Below are 18,196 nucleotides of genomic sequence, written 5' to 3'. Positions count from 1 at the left end.
CGTCACCCGATGTCCGGCGGATCGATCCGCACCCGCACCGCCTCCCCGCTCCCCCGTGCCATCCGAGCGGCCTGGGCCGTCTTCAGCGCGGCAGCCAGCGCGGCCCCGCTGCCCGGCGGCACCCGGACCAGCGCCCGGTCCCAGTGCTCGCCCGGTGGCGGAGCTCCGGGCCTGCGGGGCCGGCCGGGCGACGCCGGCGGCATCGGCACCGGCCCCAGCACTTCCGCGTCCGGCGGCAGTTCGACCGAGGCCAGGAACTCGGCGACGGCCGCGGGCGTCCCGGACACGGCCGCCATCCGCGACACCGGCGGAAAGCCCAGCTCGGCCCGCTCGGCCAGTTCCCGCACCGCGTGCCCGACGGGGTCCCAGCGCACCAGCGCCTGCACCGGCCGCAGGGTCGGCTCGGCCACCACGACCACCGTGCCCCCCTCGCTCTGCGGCCGTACCAGCGCGCCCGCCGCGATCCACCGGCGCAGGGCGTCCTCCCCGGCCCGCAGGTCGGGTCGTACGAGCATGGCCCAGCCGTCCAGCAGGAGGGCCGCCGCGTAACCGCCCTCGGCGACCGGTTCGGCCCCCGGGGTGCTCACGATCAGCGCGGGCGTGCCCGGCACCGTGTCCAGCACGTGTTCCCGGCCCGAGGTGCGCACCGGGACGGCGGGGAAGGCGCGCCCCAGTTCCTCGGCCGTCCGCCGCGCCCCCACGACCTGGGCCCGCAGCCGGAAACCGCCGCACTCCGGGCAGTGCCACGCGCTCTCCTCGCGCCCGCACCAGCCGCACCGCAGCACCGCGGCGTCCTCCCCCTGGAGCGGCCCGGAGCAGTGCCGGCACCGGGCGGGCGCCCGGCAGCGGTCGCAGGCCATGCGGGGTGCGTAGCCGCGCCTCGGCACCTGTACGAGCACCGGTCCGTGCCGCAGCCCGTCGCGGGCCGCCTGCCAGGCGAGGGTCGGCAGCCGGGCGGCGCGGGCGGCCTCGTCGCGCGCGAGGTCGTCGTCCCCGACCGTCCGGACCAAGGGCGCGGCCCGCCGCACCTGCTCCCGCCCGGCGACCAGCGGCCGGGCCCAGCCGCTCTCCACGAGTTGGGCGGCCTCCACGGTGCAGCTCCAACTCCCCAGCAGGAACGCGCACTTGTCCAGTGCGGCCCGCAGCAACAGCACGTCCCGGGCGTGCGGCTGCGGGGCGTGCTGCTCGCTGTGGCTGTCGTCGCCGTCGTCCCAGACGGCCACGAGCCCCAGATCCTGCACGGGCGCGAACATCGCGGCCCGGGTCCCCACCACGGCCCGTACGGACCCTCGGCGCACCGCGAGCCACTGCGCGTACCGCTTCTCGGGTCCCGCGTCGGCCGTGAGCAGCGCGTGCCGGCCCGTGCCGAGCAGGGCGGTGAGCGCCGCGTCGACCCGTGCGGCGGCGCGCCCGTCCGGTACGACGACGAGGGCGCCGCGGCCCGAGGTGAGCGTGGCGGCGACGGCGCGGGCCAGTTCCTCGCTCCACAGCGGGCCCGGCAGTGCGTTCCAGACGGCCCTGGGCGAGCCGCCGGAGGCCAGGGCCTGGAGGAATGCCTCCCCGTGCTCGTACCGCCCCCAGGAGGCCGCCTCCGGCGCCTTCGGCGGGGGCAGGGGCGCGGGCGACGGCCGCTGCTCGGCGCGGGCGCTGCGCGGCGGCACGGCCAGCTGGAGCACGTCGGCGAGGCTTCCGGCGTACCGGTCGGCCACGGCTCGCGCGAGGCCGAGCAGTTCCTCGCCGAGCACCGGCTCCGGCGACACGACCTGGGCCAGGGCGGCGAGCGGCCCGGAGTAGTCGGACTCGGCCCGCCGCTCGACGAGGAACCCGTCGATGAGCCCGCCGCCCTCCCGGCGCCCTTCCCGCACCCGGCCCCGCCCGGCCCCGAACCGCACCCTGACCCGCACCCCGGGCTGGGCCTGCTCGTCCAGCTCGGCGGGCACGGCGTAGTCGAAGAACCGGTCGAGATGCAGCACGCCCTTGTCGACCAGCACCCGGGCGACGGGCAGCTGCGGGGCGAGCTCGGCGCCCCGCCAGGTCCGCGGCTTGGCCCGCGGCACCTTCGCCCTGCGCACGCTCTCCCGGATGAGCGCGAGCTGCTCCGGCGGCGCCCCTTCGGCCCCGCCGTCCCCTTCTGCCGGGGGCGCCCCGTTCTCGCTGCTCACGCTTGCATTCTTACCAAACGGCACTGACAACCGACGCCCGCCCGAGATCCCGGTCGGCGGCGGTACGGATTCAGCTTCACCGCACGCCCCTCAAGGCGCACTCCACGAAGTAACCGCGGCCTTCGCACCGGGCCGGCGTCGACCGCGTCAGCGTAGACACCGCACGGCCGGGCCCGCCAGTCGATTCGGTACCGGGGGCGGGACGGCGGACCCAGGCTCACACCGACGCCGAGCCCGCTGGAACGCCTCCGACACCGCCTGGCAGCCGGTGGGGAGGTGCGGACCGGCACCGGCCGACTGATCCCCGACACACCGGGACCTGGCCCCCGAGGAAACCCGACGCGCCGAGGCCCGGCCCCCGGCAAAGGGGGTCCGGGCCTCGGCGAGAAGGGTGACCGGTGCCTACAGGCCCACGGCGGCGCGCAGGGCGTCCACGCGGTCCGTGCGCTCCCAGGTGAAGTCGGGCAGCTCGCGGCCGAAGTGGCCGTAGGCGGCCGTCTGGGCGTAGATCGGGCGGAGCAGGTCGAGGTCGCGGATGATCGCGGCCGGGCGGAGGTCGAAGACCTGGTCGATCGCCTTCTCGATCTTCTCGGCGTCGACCTTGGCGGTGCCGAAGGTCTCCACGAACAGACCCACCGGCTCGGCCTTGCCGATCGCGTAGGCGACCTGGACCTCGCAGCGGGAGGCCAGGCCGGCCGCCACGACGTTCTTGGCCACCCAGCGCATCGCGTACGCGGCCGAGCGGTCCACCTTGGACGGGTCCTTGCCGGAGAACGCGCCGCCACCGTGGCGGGCCATGCCGCCGTAGGTGTCGATGATGATCTTGCGGCCGGTCAGGCCGGCGTCACCCATCGGGCCGCCGATCTCGAAGCGGCCGGTCGGGTTGACCAGCAGGCGGTAGCCCTCGGTCTCCAGCTTGATGCCCTCGTCCAGGAGCGCCTTCAGCTCCGGCTCCACGACGAACTCGCGGATGTCGGGCGCCAGCAGCGACTCCAGGTCGATGTCGGAGGCGTGCTGCGAGGAGACGACCACCGTGTCGAGGCGGACGGCCTTGTCGCCGTCGTACTCGATGGTGACCTGCGTCTTGCCGTCCGGGCGCAGGTAGGGGATGGTGCCGTTCTTGCGCACCTCGGACAGGCGCTTGGACAGCCGGTGCGCCAGGAAGATCGGCAGCGGCATCAGGGTCGGCGTCTCGTCGGACGCGTAGCCGAACATCAGGCCCTGGTCGCCGGCGCCCTGCTTGTCCAGCTCGTCGTCGTCGCCCTCGACACGGCTCTCGTACGCCGTGTCCACGCCCTGCGCGATGTCCGGGGACTGCGCGCCGATGGACACCGACACGCCGCAGGAGGCGCCGTCGAAGCCCTTCTTGGAGGAGTCGTAGCCGATCTCCAGGACCTTGTTGCGGACCAGGGTCGCGATGTCCGCGTAGGCCTTGGTCGTCACCTCGCCGGCCACGTGCACCAGGCCGGTGGTGATCAGCGTCTCGACGGCGACCCGGGAGGTCGGGTCCTCGCGCAGAAGCGCGTCGAGAATGGTGTCGCTGATCTGGTCAGCGATCTTGTCGGGGTGACCCTCGGTCACGGACTCCGAGGTGAACAGGCGACGGGACACAACGCTCCCTGTGGTTGCAGCGGCTGCTGGCTGATCATTTGCGGCGACGCGCGGGGCTGCGCCCGGCGTCGACCGTGAACAGTTTATCGGTCGCACTCGGCCGATGGGGCACGTGTCTCGCCTCTCGGGAGCGCTGTGACCTGCGGCACGGGCATTCTGCACAATGCCGGGCGGCCTTGGCCAGGGCCGCCACACCCGATTTGATCGGTCTTCGGGCCCGCCGTCAACGGGCCCTCGCGATCCGGCCGGGACACGCCGGGGGCGCGCCGGCGGGTCAGCCGAGCCGCCGTGCGACCAGGTCCCAGACGGTGTCGGCCAGGGCCTCCTTGGGGCCGTGCGGCACGGGGGTCTCGCTGCCGTCGGTTCCGAGCACCACGGCCTCGTTCTCCTCGGAGCCGAACGTCCTGTGCTCCCCCACCTCGTTGACCACGAGCAGGTCGCAGCCCTTGCGGGCGAGCTTGGTGCGGCCGTTGGCGAGGACGTCGTCGGTCTCGGCGGCGAAGCCGACGATCACCTGACCGGGCCGGGCGCGCTCGGCCGAGATCTCCGCGAGGATGTCCGGATTGCGCACCAGGACGACCGGGTCGGGGTCCTGGCCGTCCTTCTTCTTGATCTTGCCGGTGGCGTAGGCCGCCGGTCGGAAGTCGGCGACGGCGGCGGCCATGACGACCGCGTCGGCGTCCGCCGCCGCCTTCAGGACGGCCTCGCGCAGCTGCACGGCCGTGCCGACCGGTACGACGTCCACGCCCGCCGGGTCGGGCAGGCCGGTGTTGGCCGCGATCAGCGTGACCCGGGCACCGCGGGCGGCGGCGGTGCGGGCGAGGGCGTAGCCCTGCTTGCCGGAGGAACGGTTGCCGAGGAAGCGGACCGGGTCGAGGGGCTCGCGGGTGCCGCCGGCGGAGACGACGACGTGCCGCCCCTGGAGGTCGGGCTCGGTGACGCCGCGGGCCAGCACCCGGCGGCAGACCTCGAAGATCTCCACCGGGTCGGGCAGCCGGCCCTTGCCGGTGTCGACGCCGGTGAGCCGGCCGACCGCGGGCTCGATGACGACGGCGCCGCGGCGGCGCAGCGTGGCCACGTTCTCCTGGGTGGCCGGGTGCTCCCACATCTCGGTGTGCATGGCGGGCGCGAAGACGACCGGGCAGCGGGCGGTCAGCAGCGTGTTGGTCAGCAGGTCGTCGGCGAGGCCGTGCGCGGCCTTGGCGAGCATGTCGGCCGTGGCGGGTGCGACCACCACCAGGTCGGCGTGCTGGCCGATGCGGACGTGCGGGACCTCGTGGACGTCGTCCCAGACCTCGGTCGAGACGGGGTTGCCGGACAGGGCGGACCAGGTGGCGGCTCCGACGAAGTGCAGCGTGGAGGCGGTGGGCACCACGCGGACGTCGTGGCCCGATTCCGTGAACCTTCTCAGCAGCTCACAGGCCTTGTAGGCGGCGATGCCGCCACTGACCCCCAGAACCACCCTCGGCTTGTCCACCATCTCTCCCCGGCTCGGCACTGTACGACTCCATCACACACCACAGGCCCGGCTGTGTGCTGCCGGGCCTGTGGATAAGTCGCGACGCGATCTGAAAGTACTACTGCGCGGGGCCCTCGACGGCCTCGGACGTCAGCAGACCCGCGTTGATCTCGCGCAGGGCGATCGAGAGCGGCTTCTCGTGGACGTGGGTGTCGACGAGCGGACCGACGTACTCGAGGAGGCCCTCGCCGAGCTGCGAGTAGTACGCGTTGATCTGGCGGGCACGCTTGGCCGCGTAGATCACGAGGCTGTACTTCGAGTCGGTGGCCTCGAGAAGCTCGTCGATCGGCGGGTTGATGATGCCCTCGGGCGCGGTGATGGAAGAGGACACGCTCTACCTTCCGATGGGTGGGAAAAGATCATTCATGATCACACGCTCGTGATCACACAACATCCATCAAGGCTAGCAGCTCGCGCGCCACGTCCTCGACGGAGGTGTTGACCAGGGTCGTGTCGAACTCCGGCTCGGCCGCCAGCTCGGTCCTGGCCGCCTGAAGGCGGCGCTCGATGACCTCGGGCGGCTCGGTGCCCCGGCCGGTCAGCCTGCGCACCAGCTCCTCCCAGGAGGGCGGAGCCAGGAACACCAGCCGGGCGTCGGACATCGACTCCCGGACCTGCCGGGCGCCCTGGAGATCGATCTCCAGCAGCACCGGCTCACCCTTCTCCAGCCGCTCCAGCACGGCCGCGCGGGGCGTGCCGTAGCGGTTGCCGGCGAACTCCGCCCACTCCAGCAGTTCGCCGTTGGCGATCAGCTTGTCCATCTCGTCGTCGGTGACGAAGAAGTAGTGGACTCCGTGCTTCTCGCCGGGCCGCGGCCTGCGAGTGGTGGCCGACACCGAGAGCCAGACCTCTGGGTGTTCCTTGCGCATATGGGCGACGACCGTGCTCTTGCCGACCCCCGAGGGGCCGGAGAGCACGGTCAGCCGCGGACGTTCGCTCATGCAGCGATTATTCCAGCAATCCCGGAGTGCCCGGGACTCCCGGTCGGGCAGGGCCCGGACTCAGGAGCCGGTGCTGCCGAACTCACGCTCCAGGGAAGCGATCTGGTTGGAACCGAGACCGCGCACGCGGCGGCTCTCGGAGATGCCCAGACGCTCCATGATCTGCTTGGCGCGGACCTTGCCCACGCCCGGCAGCGACTCGAGCAGTGCGGAGACCTTCATCTTGCCGATGACGTCGTTCTCCTGGCCCTGCTTGATGACCTCGTGCAGGGAGGCGCCGGAGTGCTTGAGTCGATTCTTGACCTCGGCCCGCTCCCGGCGAGCCGCGGCGGCCTTTTCGAGCGCGGCTGCGCGCTGTTCGGGGGTAAGGGGCGGAAGAGCCACGCCTACGTCACCTCGGATGTCGAACTGTCGGATACGGACCGGTGAGGAACCTAGTCGCCCCACACCTGGGGAGCTACGAGCAACACGCTTCGCCCGTTCACTCTGCTCGGAGACTAGCGGTCAAGTCCGCCAGAGTCAGCGAGAACAGCGGAAAAGTCCTGGTCAGCCTCCGCCAGGTCGGACATTTCAGACATAATGCCCCCGATTTGAGGATGTATTCACACTCAAGTCGCCGCCCCGCCGCTCTCCGAGGACCCTTCGGAGGGCTCAGGCACCTGCGACGGCGGCCTGGATCTCCTCCGCGAAGCGCTCCGCGGACGCGCGCAGGGCCCCCACGTCGGGACCGTGCCGCAGCACACCCCGGCTGACGTTCGGCACGACATTGCGCACGGCCGCCCCGAACACCTTCGGCAGGTCGGCCGCGGTCGCCCCCTGGGCCCCGACGCCGGGCGCGAGGAGCGGGCCGTTGATGGCGAGGTCGTACGACGACAGGTCGCCGACCGTCGCGCCGACGACCGCGCCGAAGGAGCCCAGCGGCTCCTCCCCCGCGTTCTCGGCTGCCAGGTGCGCCAGCATGGTCGCGCCCACGCTGCGGCCGTCGGCCCGCACCGCGTGCTGCACCTCGGGGCCCTCCGGGTTGGAGGTCAGCGCCAGCACGAACAGTCCGGCACCGCTCTCCCGGGCCAGCGCGACGGCCGGGCTGAGCGAGCCGTAGCCGAGGTACGGCGAGACGGTCAGGGCGTCGGAGAACAGCGGGGCGTCCTTGCGCAGGTAGGCCTCGGCGTACCCGGCCATGGTCGAGCCGATGTCGCCGCGCTTGGCGTCCATCACGACGAGGGTGCCGGCCGCGCGGGCCTCCTGGACGACCTTCTCCAGGACGGCGACACCCCGGGAGCCGAAGCGCTCGAAGAAAGCGCTCTGCGGCTTCATCACGGCGACCCGGTCCGCCACCGCCTCGACGACCGTGCGGCTGAACCGCTCCAGACCGGCCACGTCGTCGTTCAGGTCCCACTCGGCGAGCAGGGAGGCGTGCGGGTCGATGCCGACGCACAGCGGGCCGCGCTCGTCCATGGCGCGGCGCAGGCGGGCGCCGAAGGGCTCCATCGGGCTCATGCGGGCTTCCTCACGTCGGCGCCGACCGCGTCGGCGAGGGTGGCGTACGGACTGGTGCGCAGGCGCGCGGCGAGGCCCTTGTGGATGCTGCGGGACCAGAAGGGTCCCTCGTAGATGAAGGCGCTGTAGCCCTGCACCAGCGTGGCACCGGCCAGGATGCGCTGCCAGGCGTCCTCGGCGGTCTCGATGCCGCCCACGCCCACGAGGGTGATCCGGCCGCCCACGCGCGCGTACAGGCGGCTCAGGACCTCCAGGGAGCGCGCCTTGAGCGGGGCGCCGGACAGGCCGCCCGTCTCCTTCACCACCGAGGGCGAGGACTTCAGGCCGAGGCCCTCGCGCGCGATGGTGGTGTTGGTCGCGATGATGCCGTCCAGGCCCAGCTCCACGGCCAGGTCGGCGACCGCGTCGATGTCCTCGTCGGCGAGGTCCGGGGCGATCTTCACCAGCAGCGGGACGCGCCGGTTCGCGACCGTGCGGTCGGCGGCCTCGCGGACGGCGGTCAGCAGCGGGCGCAGCGCCTCGGTGGCCTGCAGATTGCGCAGGCCGGGCGTGTTCGGCGAGGAGACGTTGACCACCAGGTAGTCCGCGTACGGCGCGAGCCGCTCGGCCGACTTCACGTAGTCGCCGACGGCCTCCGCCTCGGGGACGACCTTCGTCTTGCCGATGTTGACGCCCACGACCGTCCTGAACACCGGCTGACGCGAGGCGAGGCGGGCCGCGACGGCCAGCGAGCCGTCGTTGTTGAAGCCCATGCGGTTGATGAGCGCGCGGTCCGCGACGAGGCGGAACAGCCGCTTTCTGGGGTTGCCGGGCTGCGGCTCGCCGGTGACGGTGCCGATCTCGACGTGGTCGAAGCCGACCATGGACATGCCGTCGATCGCGACGGCGTTCTTGTCGAAGCCGGCGGCGAGCCCGAAGGGGCCGTGCATGCGCAGCCCGAAGGCCTCGGTGCGCAGCTCCTCGTAGCGGGGCGCGAGGGCGGCCGCGACGAAGGTGCGCAGCACGGGAATGCGCGCCGCGAGACGGATCCACCGGAACGCGAGGTGGTGCGCCCGCTCCGGGTCCATCCGTGTGAAGACCAGACGGAAGAAAAGCTTGTACATGTAGGTGTCCTCGTGAAGAGGGGGACACCGTTTCCGGTGTCCCCCTCAGGGCTGCTAGTCGCGGGCCGCGGTCAGGTGTTCCGCGTGTTCCTGGAGCGAGCGGACGCCCACGTCACCGTGGTTGAGGGCGTCGATGCCCTGGACCGCCGCGGCGAGCGCCTGGACCGTGGTCAGGCAGGGTACGGAGCGGGCCACCGCGGCCGTACGGATGTCGTAGCCGTCGAGGCGGCCGCCGGTGCCGTACGGGGTGTTGACGATCAGGTCGACCTCGCCGTCGTGGATCAGCTGGACGATCGTCTTCTCGCCGTTCGGGCCGGTGCCCTCCGACTGCTTGCGGACGACGGTGGCGTTGATGCCGTTGCGCTTGAGGACCTCGGCGGTGCCGGAGGTGGCGAGCAGGTCGAAGCCGTGGGCGACCAGCTCGCGCGCCGGGAAGATCATCGAGCGCTTGTCGCGGTTGGCGACGGAGATGAACGCGCGGCCCTTGGTGGGCAGCGGGCCGTAGGCGCCCGCCTGCGACTTGGCGTACGCCGTGCCGAAGACGGAGTCGATGCCCATGACCTCGCCGGTGGAACGCATCTCCGGGCCGAGGACGGTGTCGACGCCACGGCCCTGGATGTCGCGGAAGCGCGACCACGGCATGACGGCCTCCTTGACCGAGATCGGCGCGTCCAGCGGCAGCTCGCCGCCGTCGCCCGTCCTCGGCAGCAGGCCCTCGGCGCGCAGCTCGGCGATGGTCGCGCCCAGCGAGATCCGGGCGGCGGCCTTGGCCAGCGGCACCGCGGTCGCCTTCGAGGTGAAGGGGACCGTACGGGAGGCGCGCGGGTTGGCCTCCAGGACGTACAGGATGTCGCCGGCCATCGCGAACTGGATGTTGATCAGACCGCGCACGCCGACACCCTTGGCGATGGCCTCCGTCGAGGCACGGAGCCGCTTGATGTCGAAGCCGCCGAGGGTGATCGGGGGCAGGGCGCACGCCGAGTCGCCGGAGTGGATGCCGGCCTCCTCGATGTGCTCCATCACTCCGCCGAGGTACAGCTCCTCGCCGTCGTAGAGCGCGTCGACGTCGATCTCGATCGCGTCGTCCAGGAAGCGGTCGACCAGGACCGGCCGGGACGGGCTGATCTCGGTCGACTCGGCGATGTAGGCGGCGAGACGGGTCTCGTCGTAGACGATCTCCATGCCGCGCCCGCCGAGGACGTACGACGGCCGGACCAGGACCGGGTAGCCGATCTCGTCGGCGATGGCCTTGGCCTCGTCGAAGGTGGTGGCCGTGCCGTGCTTCGGCGCCGGCAGGCCCGCCTCGGCGAGGACGCGGCCGAAGGCGCCGCGGTCCTCGGCCGCGTGGATGGCCTCGGGCGAGGTGCCCACGACCGGCACGCCGTTGTCCTTCAGGGCCTGGGACAGGCCGAGCGGGGTCTGGCCGCCCAGCTGCACGATGACGCCCGCCACCGGGCCGGCCTGCTGCTCGGCGTGGACGATCTCGAGCACGTCCTCGAGCGTCAGCGGCTCGAAGTACAGGCGGTCGGAGGTGTCGTAGTCGGTGGAGACGGTCTCCGGGTTGCAGTTGACCATCACCGTCTCGTAGCCCGCGTCGCTCAGCGCGAAGGAGGCGTGGACGCAGGAGTAGTCGAACTCGATGCCCTGGCCGATGCGGTTCGGGCCGGAGCCCAGGATGATGACGGCCGGCTTCTCGCGGGTCGCGACCTCGGTCTCCTCGTCGTAGGAGGAGTAGAAGTACGGCGTCCGCGCGGCGAACTCGGCGGCGCAGGTGTCGACCGTCTTGTAGACCGGGCGGATGCCCAGCGCGTGCCGGACCTCGCGGACGACGTCCTCGCGCAGCCCGCGGATCTCACCGATCTGCTGGTCGGAGAAGCCGTGCCGCTTGGCCTCGGCGAGCAGCTCGGCGGTCAGCTCGGAGGCCTCGGCCAGCTCGTCCGCGATCTCCTTGATCAGGAACAGCTGGTCCACGAACCACGGGTCGATCTTCGTGTACTGGAAGATCTCCTCCGGCGTGGCACCCGCGCGGATGGCCTGCATGACCGTGTTGATCCGGCCGTCGGTGGGACGGCGGGACTCCTCCAGGAGCAGCGACTTGTCACCGGGCACTCCGGTGAACGCGAACTGGCTGCCCTTCTTCTCCAGCGAGCGCAGCGCCTTCTGGAAGGCCTCGGGGAAGTTGCGGCCGATGGCCATGGCCTCGCCGACCGACTTCATGGTGGTGGTCAGCGTGGAGTCGGCCTGCGGGAACTTCTCGAAGGCGAAGCGGGGAGCCTTGACGACCACGTAGTCGAGCGTGGGCTCGAAGGAGGCCGGGGTCTCCTGGGTGATGTCGTTCGGGATCTCGTCGAGCGTGTAGCCGACGGCCAGCTTGGCGGCGATCTTGGCGATGGGGAATCCGGTCGCCTTCGACGCCAGCGCCGAGGAACGCGACACGCGCGGGTTCATCTCGATGACGATCACGCGACCGTCCTCGGGGTTCACCGCGAACTGGATGTTGCAGCCGCCGGTGTCGACGCCGACCTCGCGGATGACGGCGATGCCGATGTCGCGCAGGATCTGGTACTCGCGGTCGGTCAGCGTCATCGCGGGCGCGACGGTGATCGAGTCACCGGTGTGCACGCCCATGGGGTCGAAGTTCTCGATGGAGCAGACGACCACCACGTTGTCGTGCTTGTCGCGCATCAGCTCCAGCTCGTACTCCTTCCAGCCGAGGATGGACTCCTCCAGGAGCACCTCGGTGGTCGGGGACAGCGTGAGGCCCTGCCCGGCGATGCGGCGCAGCTCCTCCTCGTCGTGGGCGAAGCCGGAGCCGGCGCCGCCCATGGTGAAGGACGGGCGGACGACGACCGGGTAGCCGCCGAGCTGCTCGACGCCGCCCAGGACGTCGTCCATGGAGTGGCAGATCACCGAGCGGGCGGACTCGCCGTGACCGGTCTTCCTGCGGACCTCCTCCACGACCGCCTTGAACAGGTCGCGGTCCTCGCCCTTGTGGATCGCCTCGGGCTTGGCGCCGATCAGCTCCACGCCGTACTTGGCCAGGACGCCGTTCTCGTGCAGCGAGATCGCGGTGTTCAGGGCCGTCTGGCCGCCCAGGGTGGGCAGCAGGGCGTCGGGGCGCTCCTTGGCGATGATCTTCTCGACGAACTCCGGGGTGATCGGCTCCACGTACGTCGCGTCGGCGATCTCCGGGTCGGTCATGATCGTCGCCGGGTTGGAGTTGACGAGGACGACGCGCAGGCCCTCGGCCTTGAGCACGCGGCACGCCTGTGTGCCGGAGTAGTCGAACTCGGCGGCCTGGCCGATGACGATCGGGCCGGAGCCGATGACCAGGACGGACTGGATATCGGTGCGCTTAGGCACGCTGGCCCTCCATCAGGGAAACGAAGCGGTCGAACAGGTAGGCGGCGTCGTGCGGGCCCGCTGCCGCTTCGGGGTGGTACTGGACGGAGAAGGCCGGCTGGTCGAGCAGCTGCAGCCCCTCCACGACGTTGTCGTTCAGGCAGACGTGCGAGACCTCGGCGCGGCCGAACTTCGTCTCGCTGACCTTGTCGAGCGGCGCGTCGACGGCGAAGCCGTGGTTGTGCGCGGTGACCTCGACCTTGCCGGTCGTACGGTCCTGGACCGGCTGGTTGATGCCCCGGTGGCCGTACTTCAGCTTGTAGGTGCCGAAGCCGAGGGCGCGGCCGAGGATCTGGTTGCCGAAGCAGATGCCGAACAGGGGCGTCTTCCGCTCCAGGACGGCGGTCATGAGCGCCACCGGGCCGTCGGCCGTGGCCGGGTCGCCGGGGCCGTTGGAGAAGAACACGCCGTCCGGTTCGACGGCGTAGACCTCGTCGGCGGTGGCGGTCGCGGGCAGCACGTGCACCTCGATGCCGCGCTCGGCCATGCGGTGCGGGGTCATGCCCTTGATGCCGAGGTCGATCGCCGCGACGGTGAACTTCTTCTCGCCGATCGCCGGGACGACGTACGCCTCCTTGGTCGCGACCTCCTCGTAGAGGCTCGCGCCCTTCATGTGCGGCTGGGCCTGCACGCGCGCGAGGAGTTCGCTTTCGGCGGCGATCGCCTCTCCGGAGAAGACGCCGGCGCGCATCGAGCCGCGTTCGCGCAGGTGGCGGGTGAGGGCCCGGGTGTCGATGCCCGAGATGCCGACCACGCCCTGCCGCTCCAGCTCGTCGTCCAGGGAGCGCCTGGCCCGCCAGTTGGACGGCACGCGCGCGGGGTCGCGCACGACGTAGCCGGAGACCCAGATGCGGCTCGACTCGTCGTCCTCGTCGTTCCAGCCGGTGTTGCCGATCTGCGGGGCGGTCGCGACGACGATCTGCCGGTCGTACGACGGGTCGGTCAGGGTCTCCTGGTAGCCGGTCATACCGGTGGAGAACACGGCCTCGCCGAAGGTCTCCCCCACGGCCCCGTAGGCACGGCCGCGGAAGATGCGGCCGTCCTCCAGGACGAGTACGGCGGGAACCCTGGCAGCTCCCCTTGTGGAGGTCGTCATCGTGCGCCTTCCGTGTCGTTGATCATGTGGTTCAGGGTGTCGACCCACTCGGTGTGCTCGGCCGCGTGGTCGGAGCGGAAGCCGGAGTCGATCAGCTTGTCGCCGAGCGCCCAGGTCACCACCAGCAGTCCGCCCTCGGTGAGGACCTTGCCGGCGATGCCCTTGTCGAGCCGGGCGCCCCGCAGCGCGGCGGTGGGGATGAAGAAGTCGCTCGCTCCGGCACGCTCGACCTCCAGCCCTTGGTCGGTGAGGGTGAGCTCGGCCCGGCTGCGGGTGCCCAGGCCGTGGGCCACGATGCGGTCCAGCCACTGTCCCGCGGTGGTCGAGCCGTGGTAGCGGCCGCTCAGCTCAAGTCTCGCCGGGCCGGTCTCCTCCGGCGCGCTGGGCGGTGCGGGCAGGTCGCTCTGCAGGGTGCCGCGCCACTTCCAGCCCTCGCGCATCAGCCAGTAGACGAGCGCGATGAAGAGCAGGAGTCCGACGAGCCAGCCGATGCGGGCCGGCCAGTCGGTGACTTCGGCCGACCTCTTGGCCTCGGCCAGCAGGATTACAGGTGTCACGTGAGCTTCCCGTCGACGAGCGTGGCCTTGCCCCGCAGCCACGTGTGCGTCACACGGCCCGGCAGCTCGCGCCCCTGGTAGGGGGTGTTGCGGCTGCGCGAGGCGAAGCCCGCGGGGTCCACCTGGCCACGGTATTCCGTGTCGACGAGGGTGAGGTTGGCGGGCTCACCAGCCGAGACGGGACGGCCGTGCCCGGTGGCCTGTCCGATCTGCGCGGGCTTGACGGACATCCGGTCGGCGACGCCGGCCCAGTCCAGCAGGCCCGTGTCGACCATGGTCTCCTGGACCACTGACAACGCGGTCTCCAGGCCCACCATGCCCATGGCCGCGGCGGCCCACTCGCAGTCCTTGTCCTCGTGCGGGTGCGGGGCGTGGTCGGTGGCGACGATGTCGATCGTGCCGTCCGCCAGGGCCGCGCGCAGGGCGTGCACGTCCCGCTCGGTGCGCAGCGGCGGGTTGACCTTGTAGACGGGGTTGTACGTGCGCACCAGTTCGTCGGTGAGGAGCAGGTGGTGCGGGGTGACCTCGGCGGTGACGTCGATGCCGCGGGACTTGGCCCAGCGGACGATCTCCACGGACCCGGCGGTCGACAGGTGACAGATGTGGACGCGGGAGCCGACGTGCTCGGCGAGCAGCACGTCCCGCGCGATGATCGACTCCTCGGCGACGGCCGGCCAGCCGCCCAGGCCCAGCTCGGCGGAGACGACGCCCTCGTTCATCTGGGCGCCCTCGGTCAGCCGCGGCTCCTGCGCGTGCTGGGCGACGACACCGCCGAAGGCCTTCACGTACTCCAGCGCCCGGCGCATGATCACCGCGTCGTCCACGCACTTGCCGTCGTCCGAGAAGACGGTGACCCCGGCGGCCGACTCGTGCATCGCGCCGAGTTCGGCGAGCTTCCTGCCCTCCAGGCCGACGGTGACGGCGCCGATGGGCTGCACGTCGCAGTAGCCGTGCTCCTGCCCGAGCCGGTAGACCTGCTCGACCACACCGGCGGTGTCGGCGACGGGGAAGGTGTTGGCCATGGCGAAGACGGCCGTGTAGCCGCCGGACGCGGCCGCGCGCGTGCCCGTCAGCACCGTCTCGGAGTCCTCGCGGCCCGGCTCGCGCAGGTGGGTGTGCAGGTCGACCAGGCCCGGCAGCAGCACCTTGCCGGCGGCCTCCACGACCTCGGCGCCCTCGGCGGACAGCCCGGTGCCCACCTCGGCGATCGTCTCGCCGTCGATCAGCACGTCCTGCGGCTCGCCGCCGAGCACCTTCGCACCACGGATAAGGATCTTGCTCATGGGTCTTACTTCTCCTCGGAACCGGTGGGGCGGGTGTGGGTGACGGCGGGCTCGTTTCCGCCCAGCAGCAGGTACAGCACCGCCATCCGGATGGAGACACCGTTGGCGACCTGCTCGACGGCGGTGCAGCGGTCGGAGTCGGCGACCTCGGCGGTGATCTCCATGCCGCGCACCATCGGGCCGGGGTGCATCACGATGGCGTGCTCGGGCAGCCTGGCCATGCGCTCGCCGTCGAGGCCGTAGCGGCGGGAGTACTCGCGCTCGGTCGGGAAGAAGGCGGCGTTCATCCGCTCGCGCTGGACGCGGAGCATCATCACGGCGTCGCACTTGGGCAGCGCGCTGTCGAGGTCGTACGCCACCTCGCACGGCCACGTCTCGACGCCGACCGGCACCAGGGTGGGCGGGGCGACCAGGGTGACCTCGGCGCCGAGGGTGTGCAGCAGGTCCACGTTGGAGCGGGCGACCCGGCTGTGCAGGACGTCGCCGACGATGGTGACGCGCCTGCCGGACAGGTCCTGGCCGAGCCCGGCGTCCCGTCCGATCAGCCGGCGGCGCATGGTGAAGGCGTCCAGCAGGGCCTGGGTGGGGTGCTGGTGGGTGCCGTCACCGGCGTTGATGACGGCCGCGTCGATCCAGCCGGAGTTCGCGAGGCGGTACGGGGCTCCGGAGGCGCCGTGCCGGATGACGACGGCGTCGACGCCCATGGCCTCCAGGGTCTGGGCTGTGTCCTTCAGGGACTCGCCCTTGGAGACGCTCGAGCCCTTGGCGGAGAAGTTGATGACATCGGCGGACAGGCGCTTCTCGGCGGCCTCGAAGGAGATCCGCGTGCGCGTCGAGTCCTCGAAGAAGAGGTTGACGATCGTGCGGCCGCGCAGGGTCGGCAGCTTCTTGATCGGCCGGTCGGCGACCCGGGCCATCTCCTCGGCGGTGTCGAGGATCAGGACGGCGTCCTCGCGGGTGAGGTCGGCGGCCGAGATGAGATGACGCTGCATCTGTCAGGCTCCGTAAGGCAGTTCAGGTCGGGAGGATCGGTGCAAACCGGCGCGTGTACGGGCATGCCGAAGCGGCCCGGCGCCTGAGTTGCTACTGGCCGGTCTGCTTCACACCGAGCAGCACGGTGTCACGACCGTCCTCCTCGGCGAGCTGGACCTTGACCGTCTCCCGCAGCGACGTGGGGAGGTTCTTGCCGACGTAGTCGGCGCGGATGGGCAGTTCGCGATGGCCGCGGTCGACCAGGACCGCGAGCTGGACCGCGCGGGGGCGCCCGATGTCGTTCAGGGCGTCGAGGGCGGCGCGGATGGTGCGGCCCGAGAAGAGCACGTCGTCGACGAGGACGACCAGCTTGCCGTCGAGGCCGTCACCGGGGATCTCGGTGCGGGCCAGCGCACGCGGCGGGTGCATGCGCAGGTCGTCGCGGTACATGGTGATGTCGAGCGAGCCGACCGGGATCTTGCGGTCGGTGATCTGCTCCAGTTTGACGGCGAGCCGCTGGGCGAGGAAGACGCCCCGGGTCGGAATGCCGAGGAGCACCACGTCGTCGGCGCCCTTGGCGCGCTCGACGATCTCGTGGGCGATACGGGTCAGCACCCGCGCGATGTCGGGGCCTTCGAGAACGGGCCGCGCATCGGGATGCGGGGCCGCGTGCGATTCCTGCTTGTCCATACGAAAAGGACCTCCTTCTCCGCCTCACGGGACGGACCTTAAAGGACGCCTGATTTGCGCCATCAACCCTAGCAGGTCACGGGGAGGCCCCCGATCACCCCCCTGGCGTAATGGGCCGCCGCTACCACGGAAGAGTCGGGGTGGACCATTCGGCTTGACGCAGGAGAGTCACGCTGCGTAACCTCACAGTGAGTTACCAGCCGCGCGGCGGGAACACCCTCCGGCCGCGTCGACACAGTGTCCGGGGAGCTATATGTCCAGCGAATACGCCAAACAGCTCGGGGCCAAGCTCCGGGCCATCCGCACCCAGCAGGGCCTTTCCCTCCACGGTGTCGAGGAGAAGTCACAGGGTCGCTGGAAGGCCGTGGTGGTCGGGTCCTACGAGCGCGGCGACCGTGCGGTGACCGTGCAGCGACTCGCCGAGCTGGCCGATTTCTATGGCGTTCCGGTGCAGGAGCTGCTGCCGGGCACCACGCCGGGCGGCGCCGCCGAGCCGCCGCCGAAGCTGGTCCTGGACCTGGAGCGGCTGGCCACCGTGCCGGCCGAGAAGGCGGGCCCCCTGCAGCGCTACGCGGCCACGATCCAGTCCCAGCGCGGTGACTACAACGGCAAGGTGCTCTCCATCCGCCAGGACGACCTGCGCACGCTCGCCGTCATCTACGACCAGTCCCCCTCGGTCCTCACCGAGCAGCTGATCAGCTGGGGCGTCCTGGACGCGGACGCGCGCCGCGCGGTGGCGACGCACGAAGAGGCGTGACCTCCTCCAGCGCCTGAGCAGAAACGTGCCGCCGGGGTGGCCGGGACTTCACGTTCCGGCCACCCCGGCGGCTTTTTCACGGCCTGAGGTTCGCTGCCTGACGGAAAATGCCGGAGGGCCCGCAGCACAGGCATGCTGCGGGCCCTCCGGCGATGGTCGTACCGGGCCCTTACGCCCCGTCCCGGCGCAGGGACGGCTTGAGCTCCTTCAACCGGCCCAGCAGGCCGTTCACGAACGAGGGCGACTCGTCCGTCGAGAACTCCTTGGCCAGCTGCACCATCTCGTCCAGGACGACGGCGTCCGGGGTCTCGTCGACCCAGATCAGCTCGTACGCGCCCAGCCGCAGGATGTTGCGGTCCACGACCGGCATCCGGTCGAGCGTCCAGCCGACCGCGTACTGGGCGATCAGCTCGTCGATCCGCGTCGCGTGCTCGGCGTAGCCCTCGACCAGCTGCATGGTGTACTCGCTGACCGGCGGCTGCCGGGTGTCGGACCGGGACAGCCGGATCCAGTCCGCGAGGACCGTCAGGACGTCGGCGCCGCGCTGGTCGCCCTCGAAGAGGATCTGGAAGGCGCGCTTGCGGGCCGTGTTGCGGGCAGCCACGG

General features: G+C 71.4%; 16 protein-coding genes. 1 reads left to right on the top strand and 15 read right to left on the bottom strand.

Going from position 1 to position 18,196, the window contains the following annotated elements:
* Nucleotides 1-2: 2 nt before the first annotated feature.
* The 14 genes from ACFYZB_RS09760 to pyrR form a co-directional block, all read right to left on the bottom strand.
* Nucleotides 3-2,162 (bottom strand): primosomal protein N', encoded by a 2,160-nt coding sequence (locus ACFYZB_RS09760; RefSeq protein ID WP_388756308.1) that lies wholly within the window; start codon nucleotides 2,160-2,162, stop codon nucleotides 3-5.
* A 402-nt stretch (nucleotides 2,163-2,564) separates the two neighbouring features.
* Entirely contained in the window at nucleotides 2,565-3,773 is a 1,209-nt protein-coding gene (gene metK, locus ACFYZB_RS09755) for a methionine adenosyltransferase (protein WP_388756306.1), read from the bottom strand.
* 274 nt (nucleotides 3,774-4,047) lie between these two features.
* On the bottom strand, nucleotides 4,048-5,250 hold the full coding sequence (coaBC, locus tag ACFYZB_RS09750) for a bifunctional phosphopantothenoylcysteine decarboxylase/phosphopantothenate--cysteine ligase CoaBC (RefSeq protein WP_388756535.1): 1,203 nt from the start codon (nucleotides 5,248-5,250) through the stop codon (nucleotides 4,048-4,050).
* Nucleotides 5,251-5,350: 100 nt separating this feature from the next.
* Complete coding sequence (gene rpoZ / locus ACFYZB_RS09745) at nucleotides 5,351-5,623, bottom strand: DNA-directed RNA polymerase subunit omega (RefSeq protein WP_003982715.1); 273 nt, start codon at nucleotides 5,621-5,623, stop codon at nucleotides 5,351-5,353.
* A 52-nt stretch (nucleotides 5,624-5,675) separates the two neighbouring features.
* Nucleotides 5,676-6,233 carry a guanylate kinase gene (gene gmk, locus ACFYZB_RS09740; RefSeq protein ID WP_388756303.1) on the bottom strand — a complete coding sequence of 186 codons (558 nt, stop codon included), beginning with the start codon at nucleotides 6,231-6,233 and terminating at the stop codon, nucleotides 5,676-5,678.
* 60 nt (nucleotides 6,234-6,293) lie between these two features.
* Nucleotides 6,294-6,617, bottom strand: a complete 324-nt coding sequence (locus ACFYZB_RS09735; protein ID WP_003977346.1) for an integration host factor — start codon at nucleotides 6,615-6,617, stop codon at nucleotides 6,294-6,296.
* Between the two features lie 267 nt (nucleotides 6,618-6,884).
* A complete protein-coding gene (gene pyrF, locus ACFYZB_RS09730; protein ID WP_388756301.1) occupies nucleotides 6,885-7,730 on the bottom strand; it encodes an orotidine-5'-phosphate decarboxylase in 846 nt (281 codons plus the stop codon).
* Nucleotides 7,727-8,833, bottom strand: coding sequence for a quinone-dependent dihydroorotate dehydrogenase (locus ACFYZB_RS09725; protein WP_388756299.1), 1,107 nt, complete (start codon nucleotides 8,831-8,833; stop codon nucleotides 7,727-7,729). The genes pyrF and ACFYZB_RS09725 overlap by 4 nt, the downstream gene beginning before the upstream one ends.
* A 54-nt stretch (nucleotides 8,834-8,887) precedes the next feature.
* On the bottom strand, nucleotides 8,888-12,196 hold the full coding sequence (carB, locus tag ACFYZB_RS09720; protein WP_388756297.1) for a carbamoyl-phosphate synthase large subunit: 3,309 nt from the start codon (nucleotides 12,194-12,196) through the stop codon (nucleotides 8,888-8,890).
* Nucleotides 12,189-13,331: a glutamine-hydrolyzing carbamoyl-phosphate synthase small subunit gene (gene carA / locus ACFYZB_RS09715; RefSeq protein ID WP_388756295.1), complete on the bottom strand. Its 1,143-nt coding sequence runs from the start codon at nucleotides 13,329-13,331 to the stop codon at nucleotides 12,189-12,191. Before carA ends, carB begins: the two co-directional genes overlap by 8 nt.
* Nucleotides 13,328-13,888: a hypothetical protein gene (locus tag ACFYZB_RS09710; RefSeq protein WP_388756293.1), complete on the bottom strand. Its 561-nt coding sequence runs from the start codon at nucleotides 13,886-13,888 to the stop codon at nucleotides 13,328-13,330. The genes carA and ACFYZB_RS09710 overlap by 4 nt, the downstream gene beginning before the upstream one ends.
* A complete protein-coding gene (locus tag ACFYZB_RS09705) occupies nucleotides 13,885-15,171 on the bottom strand; it encodes a dihydroorotase (RefSeq protein WP_388756290.1) in 1,287 nt (428 codons plus the stop codon). The genes ACFYZB_RS09710 and ACFYZB_RS09705 overlap by 4 nt, the downstream gene beginning before the upstream one ends.
* Nucleotides 15,172-15,176: 5 nt before the next feature.
* Nucleotides 15,177-16,163 carry an aspartate carbamoyltransferase catalytic subunit gene (locus tag ACFYZB_RS09700; RefSeq protein WP_388756288.1) on the bottom strand — a complete coding sequence of 329 codons (987 nt, stop codon included), beginning with the start codon at nucleotides 16,161-16,163 and terminating at the stop codon, nucleotides 15,177-15,179.
* Between the two features lie 91 nt (nucleotides 16,164-16,254).
* Complete coding sequence (gene pyrR, locus ACFYZB_RS09695; protein WP_388756286.1) at nucleotides 16,255-16,833, bottom strand: bifunctional pyr operon transcriptional regulator/uracil phosphoribosyltransferase PyrR; 579 nt, start codon at nucleotides 16,831-16,833, stop codon at nucleotides 16,255-16,257.
* Between the two features lie 253 nt (nucleotides 16,834-17,086).
* Between pyrR and bldD the strand changes: the two genes are divergently transcribed.
* Nucleotides 17,087-17,590 carry a transcriptional regulator BldD gene (gene bldD, locus ACFYZB_RS09690; RefSeq protein WP_014671524.1) on the top strand — a complete coding sequence of 168 codons (504 nt, stop codon included), beginning with the start codon at nucleotides 17,087-17,089 and terminating at the stop codon, nucleotides 17,588-17,590.
* 169 nt (nucleotides 17,591-17,759) lie between these two features.
* Here the strand turns inward: bldD and nusB are convergent, their stop codons facing one another.
* Complete coding sequence (nusB, locus tag ACFYZB_RS09685) at nucleotides 17,760-18,194, bottom strand: transcription antitermination factor NusB (RefSeq protein ID WP_388756283.1); 435 nt, start codon at nucleotides 18,192-18,194, stop codon at nucleotides 17,760-17,762.
* Nucleotides 18,195-18,196 lie beyond the last annotated feature (2 nt).

Origin of the sequence: Streptomyces sp. NPDC001852 (assembly GCF_042891825.1) — a bacterium.
Taxonomy (GTDB): Bacteria; Actinomycetota; Actinomycetes; order Streptomycetales; family Streptomycetaceae; genus Streptomyces.
Note: the sequence above shows the minus strand (reverse complement) of the source record. Positions and strands in the feature narration are given on the sequence as shown.